Source organism: Corallococcus sp. AB018, from assembly GCF_003986945.1.
Taxonomy (GTDB): domain Bacteria; phylum Myxococcota; class Myxococcia; order Myxococcales; family Myxococcaceae; genus Corallococcus; species Corallococcus exiguus.
Genome location: NZ_RAWR01000033.1, coordinates 39,980 through 56,343 on the forward strand (window position 1 = coordinate 39,980; position 16,364 = coordinate 56,343).

At 71.6% G+C, this 16,364-nt stretch carries 13 protein-coding genes; 4 read left to right on the forward strand and 9 right to left on the reverse strand.

Annotation, left to right across the window (positions count from 1 at the left end; translation table 11 throughout):
- Nucleotides 1-22: 22 nt before the first annotated feature.
- The gene (locus D7Y11_RS09750; RefSeq protein WP_121751955.1) at nt 23-1,123 is read left to right on the forward strand and encodes an ADYC domain-containing protein; all 1,101 of its coding nucleotides are present in this window, start codon (nt 23-25) and stop codon (nt 1,121-1,123) included.
- A gap of 1 nt (nt 1,124) precedes the next feature.
- Here the strand turns inward: D7Y11_RS09750 and D7Y11_RS09755 are convergent, their stop codons facing one another.
- A complete protein-coding gene (locus D7Y11_RS09755; RefSeq protein WP_120577820.1) occupies nt 1,125-2,057 on the reverse strand; it encodes a sigma-70 family RNA polymerase sigma factor in 933 nt (310 codons plus the stop codon).
- 128 nt (nt 2,058-2,185) lie between these two features.
- Between D7Y11_RS09755 and D7Y11_RS09760 the strand changes: the two genes are divergently transcribed.
- On the forward strand, nt 2,186-6,115 hold the full coding sequence (locus D7Y11_RS09760) for a bifunctional serine/threonine-protein kinase/formylglycine-generating enzyme family protein (RefSeq protein WP_126933550.1): 3,930 nt from the start codon (nt 2,186-2,188) through the stop codon (nt 6,113-6,115).
- A 9-nt stretch (nt 6,116-6,124) separates the two neighbouring features.
- Here D7Y11_RS09760 and D7Y11_RS09765 read toward each other — a convergent pair whose 3' ends face one another.
- Together D7Y11_RS09765 and D7Y11_RS09770 are read right to left on the reverse strand one after the other, a co-directional pair.
- Nucleotides 6,125-6,643: a GNAT family N-acetyltransferase gene (locus D7Y11_RS09765; protein WP_121751953.1), complete on the reverse strand. Its 519-nt coding sequence runs from the start codon at nt 6,641-6,643 to the stop codon at nt 6,125-6,127.
- Nucleotides 6,644-6,653: 10 nt separating this feature from the next.
- A complete protein-coding gene (locus D7Y11_RS09770) occupies nt 6,654-7,694 on the reverse strand; it encodes a hypothetical protein (protein ID WP_126933551.1) in 1,041 nt (346 codons plus the stop codon).
- Between the two features lie 147 nt (nt 7,695-7,841).
- Here D7Y11_RS09770 and D7Y11_RS09775 point away from each other — a divergent pair, with 147 nt between their 5' ends.
- Entirely contained in the window at nt 7,842-8,132 is a 291-nt protein-coding gene (locus D7Y11_RS09775) for a hypothetical protein (RefSeq protein WP_120577824.1), read from the forward strand.
- Nucleotides 8,133-8,180: 48 nt separating this feature from the next.
- On the opposite strand, the gene D7Y11_RS09780 is transcribed toward D7Y11_RS09775, so the two are convergent.
- From D7Y11_RS09780 to D7Y11_RS09790, 3 genes are read right to left on the reverse strand one after another with little or no spacing between them, the layout of a single operon-like run.
- A complete protein-coding gene (locus tag D7Y11_RS09780; protein WP_126933552.1) occupies nt 8,181-9,677 on the reverse strand; it encodes a putative metal-binding motif-containing protein in 1,497 nt (498 codons plus the stop codon).
- Between the two features lie 11 nt (nt 9,678-9,688).
- Nucleotides 9,689-11,206, reverse strand: coding sequence for a putative metal-binding motif-containing protein (locus D7Y11_RS09785; RefSeq protein ID WP_126933553.1), 1,518 nt, complete (start codon nt 11,204-11,206; stop codon nt 9,689-9,691).
- A gap of 52 nt (nt 11,207-11,258) precedes the next feature.
- A complete protein-coding gene (locus tag D7Y11_RS09790; protein WP_126933554.1) occupies nt 11,259-12,185 on the reverse strand; it encodes an RluA family pseudouridine synthase in 927 nt (308 codons plus the stop codon).
- A 99-nt stretch (nt 12,186-12,284) separates the two neighbouring features.
- Between D7Y11_RS09790 and D7Y11_RS09795 the strand changes: the two genes are divergently transcribed.
- The gene (locus tag D7Y11_RS09795; protein ID WP_120577829.1) at nt 12,285-13,520 is read left to right on the forward strand and encodes an MFS transporter; all 1,236 of its coding nucleotides are present in this window, start codon (nt 12,285-12,287) and stop codon (nt 13,518-13,520) included.
- A 4-nt stretch (nt 13,521-13,524) separates the two neighbouring features.
- Here the strand turns inward: D7Y11_RS09795 and D7Y11_RS09800 are convergent, their stop codons facing one another.
- The 3 genes from D7Y11_RS09800 to D7Y11_RS09810 are packed head-to-tail and all read right to left on the reverse strand — an operon-like array spanning nt 13,525 to nt 16,230.
- Nucleotides 13,525-14,601, reverse strand: a complete 1,077-nt coding sequence (locus tag D7Y11_RS09800; RefSeq protein WP_126933555.1) for a M20/M25/M40 family metallo-hydrolase — start codon at nt 14,599-14,601, stop codon at nt 13,525-13,527.
- Entirely contained in the window at nt 14,588-15,457 is an 870-nt protein-coding gene (locus D7Y11_RS09805; RefSeq protein WP_121751948.1) for a [LysW]-aminoadipate kinase, read from the reverse strand. Before D7Y11_RS09805 ends, D7Y11_RS09800 begins: the two co-directional genes overlap by 14 nt.
- The gene (locus tag D7Y11_RS09810; RefSeq protein WP_126933556.1) at nt 15,454-16,230 is read right to left on the reverse strand and encodes an SDR family NAD(P)-dependent oxidoreductase; all 777 of its coding nucleotides are present in this window, start codon (nt 16,228-16,230) and stop codon (nt 15,454-15,456) included. The genes D7Y11_RS09805 and D7Y11_RS09810 overlap by 4 nt, the downstream gene beginning before the upstream one ends.
- Nucleotides 16,231-16,364 lie beyond the last annotated feature (134 nt).

Below are 16,364 nucleotides of genomic sequence, written 5' to 3' on the forward strand. Positions count from 1 at the left end.
ACCCGGGGTCTCATCGGAAGCGATGAACGCGCCCTTCCGAACCCTGCCGGTGTGCCTGTTCCTGCTCCTGTCCGCGCAAGGACAGGCCGCGCCGCCCGCTGCCGCCCCGAAGCCCGGGCCCGCCCGGTCCGTGAGCGGCCCGACCGACGCCGAGCGTTACGCGCGCCGGTGCCAATCCCAGACGGCCCAGCGCATCGCCCGGCCCCAGGGCACGATGCTGTGGGGAACCAAGCGCGGCTGGGATCCGGAGAAGCAGACAGAGGAGCGCACCAGCGTGCTCGTCTCCGTGGCGCTGGACGCGCCCCGGCAGGCGGAGGACGGGGTGACGGGCCTGCGCTTCGAAAATGGCCGGCTGTGGGCGGTCCCCCCACCAGAGACCCGGGCGACGGTGAGCGACGTGGTGGGCACCGTGCTCCAGGGCACCGCCAGCGACGGCAAGCCCGTGGAGGTGGCCATCTGCGGCGCGGAGCCCGCGGCGGACGACCCCACCCGCGTCTTCTACCGCATCGAAGCGTGGAACCCCGTGGCGCGCGAATGGGAGAACCCCTGCGTCGCGCTGGACCGCTCTCCCGCGCCTCGGGCGCTGGCGGTGGGCGGCGTGTGGGACGCGAGCGGCGCCCACGCCGACGCGGCGGACCGGGTCACCTTCGCGTGTGAGAACGGCGCCATCTCCAAGTGCATCCTCTGGGGCTACGCGCCCTGGGCCTCACGGGACGGGAAGTCGCTGGCCGGCCTCCACCAGGCGTGCACGCGGCTGGCCCGCGCGGACTACTGCGGCAACGGCCGGAGCCACACGCGCCAGGACACCACCATCGACATCTACGACCGGATGGGCGTGCTGGAGCGCGCGACGGAAGTCACGAGGGAGTGGGACCCGGCGAAGGGGTCCTTCGAAGCAGCCTGGGCTCCCGACGGCGCCACCTGCCTCTCCCGCACCCGCGACGGCCGCGCGCTGGACGTCATCCTCCAGGAGTGCCCCGGCCGGTTCCAGGCGGACACGGCGGACGCACGCGATGAGGGAGAGGTGTGCACGGTTCGCCGCGGCGACGTGAAGCCCGGGGCCACGCTGCTGCGCAACCTGTCCTATGGCCCTCCGAAGGCGGAGCCCGCGCGCGTGCAGTAGCTCAGCCTTCCGACGAGGGCTCGCGCTTCTCGTCGAGGAGCTGGCTGAGGGTCAGGTCCAGCTGGCTGTCCACGAAGGCGATGAAGCTCTGGAAGTCCTCCGTGGAGAGGCCCAGCTGTTCCTGCAGGCGGCGCCGGGTCTCCGTGTAGACCTGCTGCTGCACCCGCTTCAGCCAGCGGGAGATGGTGGACTGGTTGACGCGAAAGAGCGGCGCCATTTCATACGTGGAGAGCCGGTCGGCGAAGTGGAGGCGGAGCAGATGGCGGTCCTCGGCCGACAGCGTGGCAGCGGCTTCCCGCACGGCCTGACGGAAGGCCGCGTGGTGGCGGCGCTTCATCACGTCCAGCTCCGGATCCAGACCCTGCGCGGGCAGCGCCTTGAACAGCTCCTCCGCGTCGTCCCCCGTGGAAGGCTTCTCCTGCCCACGCAGCTTGTTGGTGATGCGGCTGGCGATGACGACCACCCAGCTCAAGAGGCCGCCACGCCCTGTGTAGTCCGCGATGGCGGGCGCGTGGCCCGCGTTGGCCACCAGGAGCTTCACGCCCACGCGCTGGCGGACCTCGTCGATCATCGAGTCGGGTTGGCGGAGACTCCGCAGCCGCTCCGGCAGCCGGGCCAGGTAGTGGCGTTCGAAGGCCTCCAGCGCCACGGAGTGGCCCTGGAGGCACGCGCACGCCAGGTACAGCTCCGGCAGGGACAGGGCGGAGACGAGCGGCGCGACGGGCGCGGTGGGGCTGGCCGGAGGGAGCCGCTCCGCGACATGGGTCACGAAGCGCTCGGCGGGCAGCGGAATGCCGGGCCAGCGGGCCTGCGCGTCCTCCCAGGCGTGCGTCAGCAGGGCGTCGAGTTCCGCGAGCGCTTCCGGCGAGGGGGCCACGAAGCGCGTCTTCGTGTGCGAGAGGAAGGTCGTGGCCAGTGCGGACACCTGGGACATGGCAACGCCATACCATGCCGCGCCCCGACCCGCCCCCCACGCGCGTCGCGCGCACGGTGCGGGGGGGCGTGTCCGCGTGTGTCATTGAACGCCGCGCGCCACGTGGCTAGCGTGAAGGTTCCCACTCCGTGAACGCGCCCCCTTCCAGCTGTCTGACCGACGACATCCTGGTCCAGCTCCTGGAGGATCAGCTGACGGACGAAGCGCTGGCGCAGGTGCACCGCCACGCCGCGGGGTGCAACGAGTGCCGGAGCATGCTGGCCACGCTCACGCCCGGCATCCAGCGCTCGTCCGTGGAGGACCCGGAGCCCTCGGACGAGAGGGAGACGGACCGGCTGCCGCCGCCGGAGCCGGAGCCCTGGACGCCGCCGCCGTCGTTCGATGCGTTCCGCCTGGAGCGCCCGCTGGGCCGGGGCGGGATGGGCATCGTCTACCTGGCGCACGACACGTCACTGGACCGGCGCGTGGCGGTGAAGTTCATGGCGGCGACGCAGCCGGATGAACGCTTCCGCGACCTGTTCACCACGGAGGCCCGGGCGCTCGCGCGGTTGCAACACACGAACATCGTCAGCGTGTTCAGCGTGGGCGCGGTGGACGGCCACCCGTACATCGTCTCCGAGTACGTCGTCGGCGAGACGCTCGCGGAGCTGCCCCTGCCGGTGCCGTGGCGCCGGGTGCTGTCCCTGGGCGTGGGCCTGGCGCGGGGGTTGGCTGCGGCGCACCGCCAGGGCGTCCTGCACCGCGACCTCAAGCCCTCCAACGCGCTCGTCACGCGCGAGGGCGAGGTGAAGCTGCTCGACTTCGGCCTCGCCGAGCGCGTCGAGGTGGGCGCGGAGCTGGCCTCGGGCTCGCCGCTGCTCGTGGGCACCCTGCCCTACCTGGCGCCGGAGGTGCTCACGGGAGGCCCGGCGTCCGCCCGCAGCGACCTGTATGCGCTGGGCCTCATCCTCCATGAGCTGTGCACGGGTCAGGTGCCCCGCCGCGCCTCGCGAAGGCCCGAGGACACCCCGACCCGCGCCGCGCTGGGCACGGAGGTGGACCCCGACTTCGCCGCCCTCATCCAGCGCTGTCTCGCGGTGGATCCGCTGGAGCGCTTCGGTTCGGCGGAGGCGCTGAGCGAATCCCTGGAGCAGTTGGAGCGCTCCATCGCGCCCGCGCCGCTGGCGGCCGGCAATCCCTATCGAGGGCTCGCGCCGTTCGCGGCCGAGCACCGGGCGCTCTTCTTCGGACGCGAGGGCGACATCCGCGCCGTGCTGGAGCGCCTGCGCACGCGGCCGCTGGTGCTCGTCGCTGGCGACTCCGGGACGGGCAAGTCCTCGCTGTGCCGCGCGGGCGTGCTGCCCCGGGTGGCGGCCGGAGACCTGGGCGACGGGCGCGAGCCGCACGTCGTCACGCTGTGGCCCGGCCACCGCCCGCTCGAAGCGCTGGCGGCGGCGCTCGCGCCGGTGTTGGGGCGAAGGGAGGCGGAGCTCGTCACCGCCCTCACGGACACGCCGGCCTGGCTGGGACAGGCGCTGCGCGAGACGCATGGACGCGGGCGGGGGCTGCTGCTCTTCGTCGACCAGTTGGAGGAGCTGCTCACCCTCGCCGACCCCGGCCAGGCGGCGCACTTCGCCCGACTCCTGGGAGAGCTGGCCCTGCCGTCGCCCGGAGTGCACGTGCTGCTGGCGGTGAGGGGCGACTTCCTCACGCGCCTGTGCGCGCTCCCGGGCCTGGGGGAAGAGGCGGAGCGGGCCCTCTACATCCTCCGGCCCCTGTCGCCGGAGGGCGTGCGCGAGGCCATCATCGGCCCGGCCCGTGCGCGAGGCGTGGCCTTCGAGTCGCCGGAGCTGGTGCGGACGCTCGTCGACTCCACGGCACATGGCGTGGGCAGCCTCCCGCTGCTCCAGTTCGCGCTCGCCGAGCTGTGGGAGCGCCGCGACGCCGCCCGGGGCCGCATCACGCGCTCGGCGCTGGAGGCGATGGGCGGCGTGGCCGGAGCGCTGTCCCGGCATGCGGACGGCGTGCTCGCGCGCATGAGCTCCGCGGAGCACGCGGCGGCGAGGCGGCTGTTGCTCCAGCTGGTGACGGCGGAGGGCACGCGCATCGAGCGCAGCGCGGAGGACCTCGCGGACGCCTCGGATGAAGTGTCCCGCGCGGCGCTGCGGGTGCTCGTCGAAGGCCGGCTGTTGCACACGCGCACGGTGAGCGGCCTGCCGCGCTGGGAGATTGCCCACGAGTCGCTCATCGCGAGCTGGGGCACGCTGCGCGACTGGCTGGACGACGACATCGGGCACCGGGTACTGCGCAAGCGCGTGGAGGCGGCCAGCGCGGAGTGGGACCGCCTGCGCCGCTCCAGCGAGGCCCTCTGGGGTCAGCGCCAGTTGGATGAGGTGCGGGTGCTGGAGCCCGTCACCCTGGGCGCCCGGGAGCAGGCCTTCCTCCGGGCATCCCACCGGGCCGTGCGCCGCGCGCGCTGGGGACGGGGCCTGACCGCGCTCGTGCTCGCGCTCGCCGTCCTCGCGTCCTACGTCGGCCTCCGGCTCCAGGCGTACCTGGAGGACTCGCGCTTCATCGCCGCGGAGCTGGGCACCGCGAAGGAAGCGCTGGCCTCGGGACGCACCCTCGCCGCGAGGGCGCTCGCGAACCGCGCGGAGTCGCTGGCCATGTTCGACGGCCGGACGCCCTCCTCGCTGGGCCCGGAGACCGCGACGGATGCCACGGGCCTGCGCAGCGCCGCGGAGAAGCGTTGGACGGAGACGCTCGCCTTGCGCGACCAGGCGGAAGCCGCCTTCACCCGCGCCAGCCGGAGCCTGGAGCGAGGCCTGGACCGAGACCGCCACCATCTCGACACGCGCCGGCTCATCGCGCAGGTCCTGGCCGAGCGCGTCCTCCTCGCGGAAGCGTTCCACCAGCGCCACGAGCGCGACGCATGGCTCCAGCGCCTGGAGCAGGAGGTGGACTCAGCGAAGGAGGGCGAGGCCTCCCTGCGGCGGTTCCGCGAGCCCGCGGAGCTGACGTTCGAAAGCACGCCACCGGGGGCCCGCGTGTCCATCACGCGCGTCCTCCGGAGCGACGGGCCGTTCCGCCGCCAAGCCGTTCCGGGCACCGGAGGCTCGCGCTTCGTCCTCCCGGAAGGTTCCTACCTGCTCCACGTCACGCAGCCGGGACGGGTGCCCATGGACGTCCCGGTGTTCCTCGGACACGGCGAGCGTGAAGCGTTGCGCCTCACGCTCCCCACCCAGGTGCCCGAAGGCTACGTCTACATCCCGCCGGGCTGCTTCCTCCTGGGCAGCGCCGAGCCGGAGGTGGTGCGCCGCTTCACCTTCAGCCCGCCCATGCATCGCTACTGCCTCACCGGCGGCTATCTGGTGGGCCGCGACGAGGTGACGTTCGGCGACTGGCTGACCTACCTGGAAGACCTGCCACCGGACGCGCCCGCGAGGCGGATCCTCGAACAGCCGCACTTCGGCGACGGAGGCACCATCACGCTGCGGTGGCGTCAGGGCACGGGCTGGGTCTTCACCTTCCACCGCACCCGCGAGGAGTTCCGCACCGCGAAGGAAGGCGAGCCCCTGCTCTACGCGGAGCGCACGCGGCACGCGAGCGTCGACTGGAAGCAGCTACCTCTGTCCGGCGTCTCCGCGCAGGACCTGGAGGGCTACTTCTACTGGCTCCACCGGACGAAGCGGCTGCCGGGAGCGCGCCTGTGCGGCCAGCACGAATGGGAGTACGCGGCCCGGGGCGCGGACGGCCGCCGCTATCCGCACGGCGACCAGCTCCAGCCTGACGACGCCAACATCGACGCGACATATGACCGGCGGCCGTTGGCCTTTGGCCCGGACGCGGTGGGAACGCATCCCGCGTCGGTGAGCCCGTTCGGCCTGCGGGACATGGCGGGCAACGCCTACGAGTTCACGCGCTCCGTGACGCCGGAGTTCGGCAGCGTCGTGCTCCGGGGAGGCTCCTGGTATTACGACTCGTTCGTCGCGGCGAGCGCCGACCTGTCCCCCGGTGACGCGACCGCGCGGGACGTCCGCATCGGCGTGCGCGTCTGTGCTTCGTTCGACCCGCGCTGAAAGAGCGGCTCAGCCAATCACATACACGCGGTTCTGGATGCCGTCCTCGGTGACATGGCGGTCCAGGCGCATCCCCAGCCGCTCCGCCACGCGGACGGACGCGGTGTTCTCCGGGTGGATGATGGCCACCAGGGGAACCCGCGGCAGGTGACGGGCCGCCAGCGCCAGCGCGACGCGAGACACCTCCGTGGCGTACCCGGAGCCCCAGGTCTCGGGCGTGAAGCGGTAGGCCAGGTTGAGCACGCGCTGGCCCTCCAGCTCCTTGTGGCGCAGGCCGCCCAGGCCCACGATGACGCCGGGCGCTTCCAGCCGCTCCACCAGCCAGTACCCCACGCCGTCGCGCGCCCAGTCCTCCAGCCAGATGCCCAGGATCCGCCGCGCGTCGTCCAGCGTCTGCATGTAGCCGCGGCGGCTGAACCGGTTCGTCGTTGGATCCGAGTGGAGGGTGAAGACCGCGTCCAGGTCGTTTTCGCGAACAGCGCGGAGCAGCAGCCGGTCGGTGGTCGTTCGTTCGAAGTGCTGAAACATGCCGGACAGCTTACGTGAACCAATCCCAGTCGATGTCGTCCGGAAGCGGAGACGGCGCACCGCGGCGCCGGGCGGAGATCTCCTCGCGCCAGGCAGCCCGCCCGCCCGGGAGCGGCCAGGCGCGCGAGACGGTTCCCCTGGGGTCGGGGGTGAAGTTGAGCAGCAGCATGCGGTTGACGCGGTCGACGGTCTCCGGCGTCGCGCCCGCGCGCAGCTGGAACTCCGCGCTGAACAGGGCGCCCTCTTCGCGGACAGTGCTCGCGGTATTCCGCGGGGTGACGAAGGGCCACAGCCCCAGCAGCGGTGGCTCCACGCCTTCGAGCAGCGCCGCGTGCAGCCGGTCATGGCCATCCAGCACCAGCCACTTCGCCAGGATGTCCACGTAGAGCAGCAGCACGGGCGGCAACGTCCCGTCCCGTGCGCGCTTGCGCCAGCTCTTCACGCGTCCATCCTCCGCTGAAGAGGGCGCGCGCAGTCCGAGCACGACACCCGGAGTGTGTTCGGTCCGCGCGTCCCACCAGTCCTCATTCCAGGCGTGGAGGAACCGCGTCACGGCGGACAGCGAGTGCGGCGGCATCGGCGGCTGACCGAAGCCCCATTCCATGGGGGAGACAGGATGCCGCTCCGACTTCTCCGCGGCGATGGCGCGCACGGGGCGCAGACACCAGGATCCGGCGTGGAGCACCGACAGTGGGGACTCCACGAGCGCACGCGCCACCCGCCACGCCCAGGCCTCCCACCAGGGCCCGGTGCCTGGCGCGGCCTCCACGGCCCGGACCTCGGGCGCGGACAGGGCCGGCATGACCTGGGGAACAGGGGCCGTTCCCCGGAGGAACGCAGCGCGGTCCCAGTAGGAATCGATGCAGGCCCAGAGCAGTGTCTGTCCCGCGCCGCGCAACCGGATGCGGTAGTCGGGAGCCGCCTCCAGGTGCACGGCGGGCCGCCGCGCCCAGCGGCCCGTGGCGGGGACGTGCAGCAGCAGACCGGGGCCAGGGGTTTCCAGTCCCCAGCTCCGGGTGTCATCGGCGACGATGGAGACTCCCGCGTTCATGCGCCGCGCTCCTTCAGATGCCCGGCTCACACGGGCTGCTGGAGCGTAACCGACCGCACGCCAGGCATGCGGCCGTGCACGAACGCCTGCCTCCCCCTGCCGCCCCGCGCGGGCCGCCTCCATCTTGGAGGCAGGAGGTGATTCGCGATGGCGGACAAGATTCTCGAGAAGCAGCACGAGCACGAACGCGAGCAGGAGCGCGAGCGGCTGCGCGAGCAGGAGCAGAAGGACCTGGCGGTGGAGTCGCATCGCGGCGCCCGTCCCCTGGAGGGCTACGCGGGAGGCCACACCACGTGGACCGGCGACCAGGACGATGAGGCCGCGGCCCGCGTGCACGCAGGTGACGCCGAGGCCTCCCAGGAGGCCAGTGAGCGGCAGGCCCGCCTGGAGCCGCCCGAGCCCGACGCCGAGGACGACGTCGGCCTCCGCCGCGAATAGCCGCCCTCCGCGGGCTTCCACACCCCAGCGCGCCGCGGACCGCCAGGGTCAGGGCGCGCAGTAACGCACGGACTGGAGGGTATGGGTTTCTGCCGGCGTGTTGGTGGCGGTCATCAGGAGCGCCCCCATCCAGTGTCCGGGGAGTTCCTGCATCAGCACCCATTGCGAGAAGCGGTGCAGGGGCATGGGGCCAGGTCCCGGGCTCCAGTCCGTCGCGATGCCGTTCGGTCCCAGGGCCCAGAACCGGCCTTCCCAGTTGAAGAGAGAATCGTCCGTCTTCTCAGGCGACACATAGTGCACGGCGAGCCAGGCCATCTGGAGCCCGCGCGAAGTCATGGTGGCACCGAACCACGGCGTGTCTCCCTCGCTCGCGGTGGCGAGCGTTGCCGGAACGCCTCCGGTGAAGAGGGACCGGACCTGCTTGAGCTGATGAGGACGGGCCGACGTCTCACGATAGAGCAGCAGTGGCTCACCGGGTGATCCGCCTGCCCCTGGAGCCGAGCTCAGCAACAGGGCCGTGGGCGAATTCCCCACGTCGAGCGCTCGCTCCTCGCTCCTGACCGCCAGCTCCGGGTCTTGATGCCAGAGCCGGATGCGTGACAGCGCCTCCGGACCGTGGTCCTCCACCACCATCACCAGGAACCCTCCATCCCCGAGCGCCAGCGCGGCCGGAGTGGAGAGAAGGACGTGTTCCTGTGTCCTGAAGAGGATCCAGGGTCCGCTCAACCGCTTTCCGTCCGCATCCACGACCAGCCCCTGCGTCTCCCTGTAATCCTCCGTCCCCACGTTCCACACCACCGCGAGCCGCTGCCCGTCCAGGGACACGGCCACCCCCGCGTGGACCGGGAACTGGGGGTAGTCGAGAATGACGACGCCTCCCGGAGGGCCCACGGGATTGCCCTGCTCGTCGAGCTGAACGAGGCGTCCTTGCGAGACGGCGGACGGGCTCATGTACCGGCCCACATAGACAAGCGCCGGTCCGCGCGAGGTCCGAACCAGGCGGACCGACGTGACCGGATCAACGCCGGGCGCCACGGGCACCTGCGTCGTGGCCTGCAGCGCCAGGGATTCATCGAGACGACGGATCTGGACCGTGTCCTGTCCCGCCACGGACACCACGAGGGAGCCCCCTGCCACGGGCAGGCTGTCCACGAGGCCTCCGGTCGGGGGCGTCCCCAGGGGAGCGACCTCCGCCCAGGTGGCCGGATCCGTCACGCCGTCACAGTCGTTGTCCAGACCGTCGCAGCGCGTCTCCGCCGCCTCGTAGTCCGCGCCGTAGGAGCGCGCCGTGCACACGGGCTCATAGGCGCCGTCCACCATCGCCCGCTTCGCCCCCGCGCACACGCCATGGGTCTTCTCACAGGGCAGGGCTTCCGCCACGCCACTGTCCACCGTCCCCGCGTCGTCCGTGACGCCTGCGTCGACGGTGACGCCGGCATCCACTTCCGTGCCGGCATCCGGTGGCGTCGTGGACGAATCACAGCCCGCGAGCAGCAGGGCCATCACCAACGACACGGGTCCCAACGACATCATTCGCGAATGCATGGTCCCTCGCATCAAGGCGCGCAGTAGCGCAGCGAACGCAGGGTGTAGGTCCGGGGAGTGTCCGTGGCGGTCATCGTGAGCGCCCCCAGCTGATGCCCCGCCAGCTCATGCAGCCTCACCCATGACGAGGTGCCGTTCATGGGCATGGACTCAGTGCCGGGAGTCCAATCCTTCACGACGCCGGTCGCGCTCCGCCCCCAGAGCCGCCCTTCGACACCGAAGGCGGCATCCCCGCCGGGGTTGGAAACGAAGAGCATGGAGAGCCACGCCAGCTGGAGTCCCCGAGAGGTCATCGTCGCGCCGAACAGGGCGGTCTGGCTCTGCTTCGTCGCGGTCAGGCTCTCCGCCATGCCCTGGTTGAAGAGGGACCGCGCCTGGAAGAACTGGGGAGTGAGTCCATTCGGCTCCCGGTAGAGCAGCGTCGGCTCGCCCGCGCCGCCCTCTTCCAGGGGAGCCGCCAGCATCAGCCTGGGAGCAGCCGCGTACTTCACGGTGAGGATGCGCTCGTCCCCCACGGACAGGAGCTCGCGGTCGTAACGCTGCAGCCAGACGCGCGTGTCATCGAACGAGCCCGCCTTGTTCTCGTTCGCCTTCACCAGGAACCCGCCATCCCCCAGGGCCAGCACCTCCGCCGCGGAGAGATCCAGCGAGTCCGACCGGTGCAGCACACGGGGAGCCGCCAGGACCTGGCCGGCGGGGTCCACGGTCATGCCCTGCACCTCGCGGGCACCGGCGAGTTCCCACGTCCAGATCACCGCGAGCCGCTCGCCATCCAGGGAGGGGGCCACGTGTCCATTCGCCCAGGTGTAGGGCCCTTCGAAGAGGACGACGCTCTCTCCGACGGGAGCGCCCAGCTCATCCAGTTGCACGAGACTCCCCCGGGTGAAGTAGCTCGGCTCTGAGTACACGACGATGGAGAAGAGCGCCGGCCCGCGAGCGGTCCGCAACAGCTGGGTCCTCGACACGCGAATGGGCGCGGGCGACAGCGGCAGGGTCGCCGAGCCCTTCAGGGTCAGGGACGCATCGAGCCGGAGCATCTCGATGGCCGACAGGCCGTTGGAGGAGACGAACAGGAAGCCCCCTTCCACGGGAAGGCTGTCCGCCCATCGGTCATCAGGAGCCCACTGCAACGGCGCGGCATCCGCCCACGTCGTTGGATCCGACACACCGTCGCAGTCGTTGTCCAGGCCGTCGCAGCGCATCTCCGACGACTCGTAGTCCGCGCCATAGGAGCGCGCCGTGCACACGGGCTCATAGGCCCCGTCCACCCACGCCCGCTTCGCTCCCGCGCACACGCCCTGGGTCTTCTCGCAGGGCGCGCCCTTCGGGACGCCGCTGTCCACCGTTCCCGCGTCCGCGACACCCGCGTCGCCGGTGGTGCCCGCATCCGTCCCGGCATCCACCTGCGTGCCGGCATCCTGCTCGGGGCCCGACGGGCTCGTGGAGGATCCACAGCCCGAAACCAGCAGGGCCACCATCAACGACAGGCTTCCCCACAACCCGCCCCACGACGTCATCCGCGATTGCATGTTCCCCTCTTCGTGCTGCCCTGATCCGACAGGTCCCAGTGCCCAAACGGTATCACGCACCCCCGCGCAGCACCGTGAGCCCCCGCAGGAAGTCCTCCGGCAGCGGCGACTCCACCTGGATGAGCTGGCCCGTCGCGGAGGACGGCACTTCCAGCCGCCACGCGTGCAGGGCCTGCCGCCCCACCGCGAGCGCCGCCGGATGCTTGCGCGCCTCCTCCGTGCCGTAGAGCGAATCCCCCAGGACCGGGAACCCGGCCTCCGACAGCTGCACGCGGATCTGATGCGTGCGCCCCGTGTCCAGGTCGATGTCCAGGAGCGCCCCCTCCCGGAACCGCTCGCGCACCGTGAATGTCAGTGCCGCCCGGCGAGCGGAGGGCACACGGGTCGTGAAGCGGCGCGGATCCTTCGGGTCCCTCGCGTACGGTCCTTCCAGGTGCCCCGTGTCCGGCGGACGGCCCAGCACCAGCGCTTGGTAGCGCTTGTCCACGCGCTTCTCCTGGAACGCCTTCAGGAGCGCAGCCACCGCGTCATCCGTCCGGGCCAATGCCAGACATCCGCTCGTCTCGCGATCCAACCGGTGCACCACGCCCGGCTGGACCACGCCCTCCACGTCGAGCGGCGGACACCGCGCCGCGAGCAGCCCCACCACCGACGCCGCCCGCCCCTCCGGCTCCACCACCAGCCCCGGCGGTTTGGCCACGATGACGAGCGCCGCGTCGTCGTACAGCACCGGCAGCTCCGGGCCTTCCAATGAAGCATGCGGCGACGGCCGGGGCTCCGGCGTCTCCAGGGTGAGCTCCTCGCCGCCCCACAGCTTGCGCGTGGCCTGCGCCTTCTTGCCCCGGATGCGCACGCGCCCTGCGTCCAGCATCGCTCGGGCCCGCTCCGGCGTGAGGCCCGGGACGTGCTTCGTCAAGAACCGGTCGAGCCGCTCGCCGGCAATCTCCCGGGGAACCACGAGAACCTTGAGCCGCGTCATGTCTTTCCCCGTCTCCCAAGGCAGCCAGGGAGTCAACCACCGTGTAGGCGTGCGCCCACCGAGCATGCGTCAGGGACGCGCTGTAGAAAGAGTGTCTCCGTGGCCACCTCCCTGTTCTCCCGTTCGGGCTCCGCCCGAGCCCTGTCTCATCGCGACTTCACCCTTCTCTGGCTGGGCACGCTCGTGTCCAACATCGGCACGTGGATGGAGTCCGTGGCCCTGGGGGTCTACGTCACGCAGGTGACGGGCCAGGCCGCATGGACGGGCGGAGTCGCCGCGCTGACGCACCTGCCCTCGTTGGTGCTCGCGCCCCTGGGTGGCGCGCTCGCGGACCGCTTCGACCGGCGCACCTTCATGGCCGTGTGCGTGTGCATGCAGGCGCTGCTGGCCGCGCTGCTCACGGTGCTGGCCGGCACGGACAACCTGTCGGTGCCGTGGGTGGCGGTCCTCTCGCTGCTCAACGGCGCGTTCAGCACGCTGGTCATCCCGTGCGCCACGGCGCTCACCGTGGCGGTGGTGCCCTCGGAGGACCTGCACAACGCGCTCAGCCTGGACTCGGCGCAGTTCAACCTGGGCCGCATCATCGGGCCCGTGCTGGCCGCGCTCGTGCTGACGAAGGTGGGCATCGAGGGGGCGCTGTTCGTCAACACGCTGTCCTTCCTCGCCGTGCTGCTGGCGCTCGCGGGGATGCGCGGCACGTCGAGCACCCTGCCCTCCAAGGTGGAGGCGCTGTGGGACGGCATCATGCGCGGCGTGCGGCTGGCGTGGACGGATCCGGGCATCGCGCTCGCGCTGGGCTCCGGGGCGTTGGTGGGTTTGCTCATCTCCCCCTTCGTGGGCCTGGTGCCGGTGTTCGCGTTGAAGGTGCTGGGTGGGGATGCGACCACCACGTCCATGCTGCTCACGGCGCAGGGGACGGGCGCGGTCATCGCGGCGTTCGGCTCCGGAGCCCTCGTCGCGAGGATGGGGCGGCAGGCCTTCCTGGAGGCGGCGCTGCTGCTCGTGGGGCTGTGCTCCGCCGCGTACTGGCTGTCACCGTCGCTGCCAGTGGCCCTGGTGACGCTGTTCATCCTGGGCGCGGTGTACCTGGTCGCCTTCACGGGCCTGAAGACGGTGTGCCAGGCACGCACGCCGCCGGAGCTGCAGGCGCGCGTGAGCAGCCTGTTCCTGCTCCTGGTGAACGCGGGCTACATCCTGGGCGTCTGGGGACAGGGCGCGCTGTCGGACCGGGTGGGCGTGCGGCCCATCACCGCGGGCTGTGCCCTGCTCTTCTTCGGCATCGTGGTGGGGATGCGGACCCTGCGTGCCCGGGGTCTGGCCGCGCTGGGCACCTGAGCCTTCAGCCTCCCGAGGTCCCCTTCACCGGCAGGAGCGCCAGCACGCGAGCGAGCACCGCGACGCCCTCCTCGTACTCCGGCAGGTCGATGTGCTCGTTGGGCGTGTGGTCCAACGCCGCGTCGCCGGGGCCATACGCCACCGTGGGCACGGCCCACGTGGAGGCCACGGTGTTCCAGTCGGACGTGCCCGTCTTCAGGCGCAGCGTGGGCTTCACGCCGCGCTCGCGGATGGCCTGTTTGAAGACGCGGGAGAGCGCGTCGTTGCCATTGGTGGACACGGCGTTCTTCCGAGCCACGGTGCGCACCGTCACGGTGGGCACGGTGGCCAGCGCCGCGAGCAGTGCCTCGGTGTCCGTGGACGGGCCGGTGCGGATGCTCACGGCGGCCGTGGCCCATTCCTCCGTCTCCGTGGCGCCGGTGTGGAAGGCGTTGAGGGAGGGAAGGTTCTGCTCGAAGAGGGACGGGCGCTCGCGGTTCCAGTCGTCACACAGGCGCTTGAGTGCGTTCCACGCGTCGATGACGTGCTCGGCTGCGGCGCGGTAGTCGCGGCTCGCGGTGTGGCGGCGGCTGGCGCGGTGCTCCAGGTCCAGGCGCAGCAGTCCCTTGTAGCCGATGGTCACCGCGTGCGCGCCGCTGGGCTCGCCGTTGATGACGAAGTCCGGGGCGTACTGGTCGCGCACATGAAGGGCGCCTCGAGTGATGGCGACCTCCTCCTCCACGCAGCCCAGGAGCAGGAACTGCTTGCCGGCGCGCTCCGAGTCGTCCAGCAGCTCCACGGCTTCAATGAACGCGCACAGCGGGCCCTTCGCGTCCACCGCGCCCCGGCCGTAGAGCTTCTGTCCCTCCAGCCGCACGGGCACTTCTCCGGGCACGGTGTCGATGTGGCCCAGGAACGCGATGACGGTGTCCCCGTCCCCGTAGCGAGCGACGGCGTTGCCCACGGCGTCGGTGTGCGCCCGCCAACCGCGCGTGCCCAGCCGCTCCACCAGCGCTCCAGCGAAGGAGGCCTCCTCGTGGCTGGGGCTGTACTGCTCCACCATCCACCGCAACAAGTCGACGCCTGGCTCACGCGCCCGCATCCGCCCTGCCTCCATCGCGAAGGGTGAACTTCGTGCCGCCCGCCTCCTCCAGCGCGGAGAACACCGGCCGTGCCACGCGCGACGCGCTCACGTACGCGGAAGGGACTCCGCCCTGCAGCGCCCGGCGCACGGCCTCCAGCTTGTAGCGCATGCGCCCGCCCGCCAGCGGCATGCAGCCCTCCACGTCGTCGCTGGAGCGCACCAGCGAAGCGGGGTCCTTTGGATCCGCGAGCAGCCCCGGCACGTTGGAGAGGATGACCAGGGCCTTCGCGCCCAGCGCCGCCGAGATGGATGACGCCACGTGGTCCGCGTCCACGTTCACGAGCACGCCGTCCTCCGTCACCGCGGGAGGACACACGACGGGCACATAGCCGCCATCCAGCAGCGTGCCCAGGAGCGCCGCGTTCACCGAGGACACCTCACCGGCCAGATGTTCGCGGTCGATGCGCATCCGCCCGTCGGCGTCCTGCAACTTGAGCGGAGGCCGGCGACGCGCGGTGAGCACGCGGCCGTCCGCACCGCACAGGCCCAGCGCGGTGACGCCCTTCGCGAGCAGCGCCAGCACCACGGCCTTGTTGACCTCGCCCACCCACGCCATGGTGAGCGCGCGCAGCGTGGGCGCGTAGGTGAGGCGCACGACGTTGCCGTTCGCGGTGGTGGCCTCCGGGCGCGCCATGCCCAGCGAGCCCAGGAGCCGCTCACCCGCCTCCGAGCCTCCGTTGACGACGACGACGCGTTCACCCTGGCGGACGAGCTCTACGATGTCCGAGCAGACGTTCTCCAGGTCCACGCCCGCCGCGCCGCCAATCTTCACGACGACGGGACGGCGGGGCGAGGCGTCGGGGGTGGCGCTCATCCGATGACGCTCGCGCCACCGTCCACGAGTTGCACGGTGCCGGTGATGAAGGAAGCGCGCACACTGGCAAGGAACACGGCAGCCGCGGCGAACTCCTCCGGGAGCCCCACGCGCTTGAGCGGAATGTGCGCGCCCATGGCACGAAGGCCCGCCTCCACGTCACCCGCATTACCCGCGGTGCGCTCCACCGGAGGCGTGCGCATGTAGCCCGGCGCCAGCACGTTGACGGTGATGCCGGCGTCACCCAACTCCTGCACCAGCGCGGCGGAGAAGCCGACGATGCCCATGCGAGCGAAGCCGGACAGCGCGAAGCGGGCCACCGGCCGGTGCACCGTCTCCGAGGTGATGAACAGCAGGCGTCCCCATCCGGCCTTCTTCAGGTGCGGGAGCGCCGCGAGCGCCAGGGAGATGGGCGGAAGCAGCACCGCGTCCGAAGCGCTCCGGTACGCATCCACGCCGAAGGTGGAGGCCGCACCCGGAGGAGGACCGCCACTGTTGGTGACGACGACGTGCAGCGCGCCCAGCTTCGCCACCACATCATCCACCCAGCGGCGCACGTCCGCGTCGTCCTTCACGTCCACGCGAGTCGCCAGCACCCGGCCGCCCCGGGCCACGGACTTGAGCCGAGCCTCCGCCTGGGCCAGCCGGTCCGAGTCCCGAGCACCGATGGCGACATGCGCGCCCTCCTTCGCCAGCTCCTCCGCGACAGCGAGCCCCAGCCCGCTGGAGCCACCAGCGACGAGCGCGACCTTGTTGGCGAGTCCCAGTTCCATCCGCGTCCCTCCAGAAGTTGGCGCACGGTCGCCGCCAAACGAGCACACCCCACGTCACTGAACCGCACCTGCGCGGGTCGAGGCATTCCAACCCAGCCCCGCCCGACATCCGCTCCGCCGACCGCACCACGACC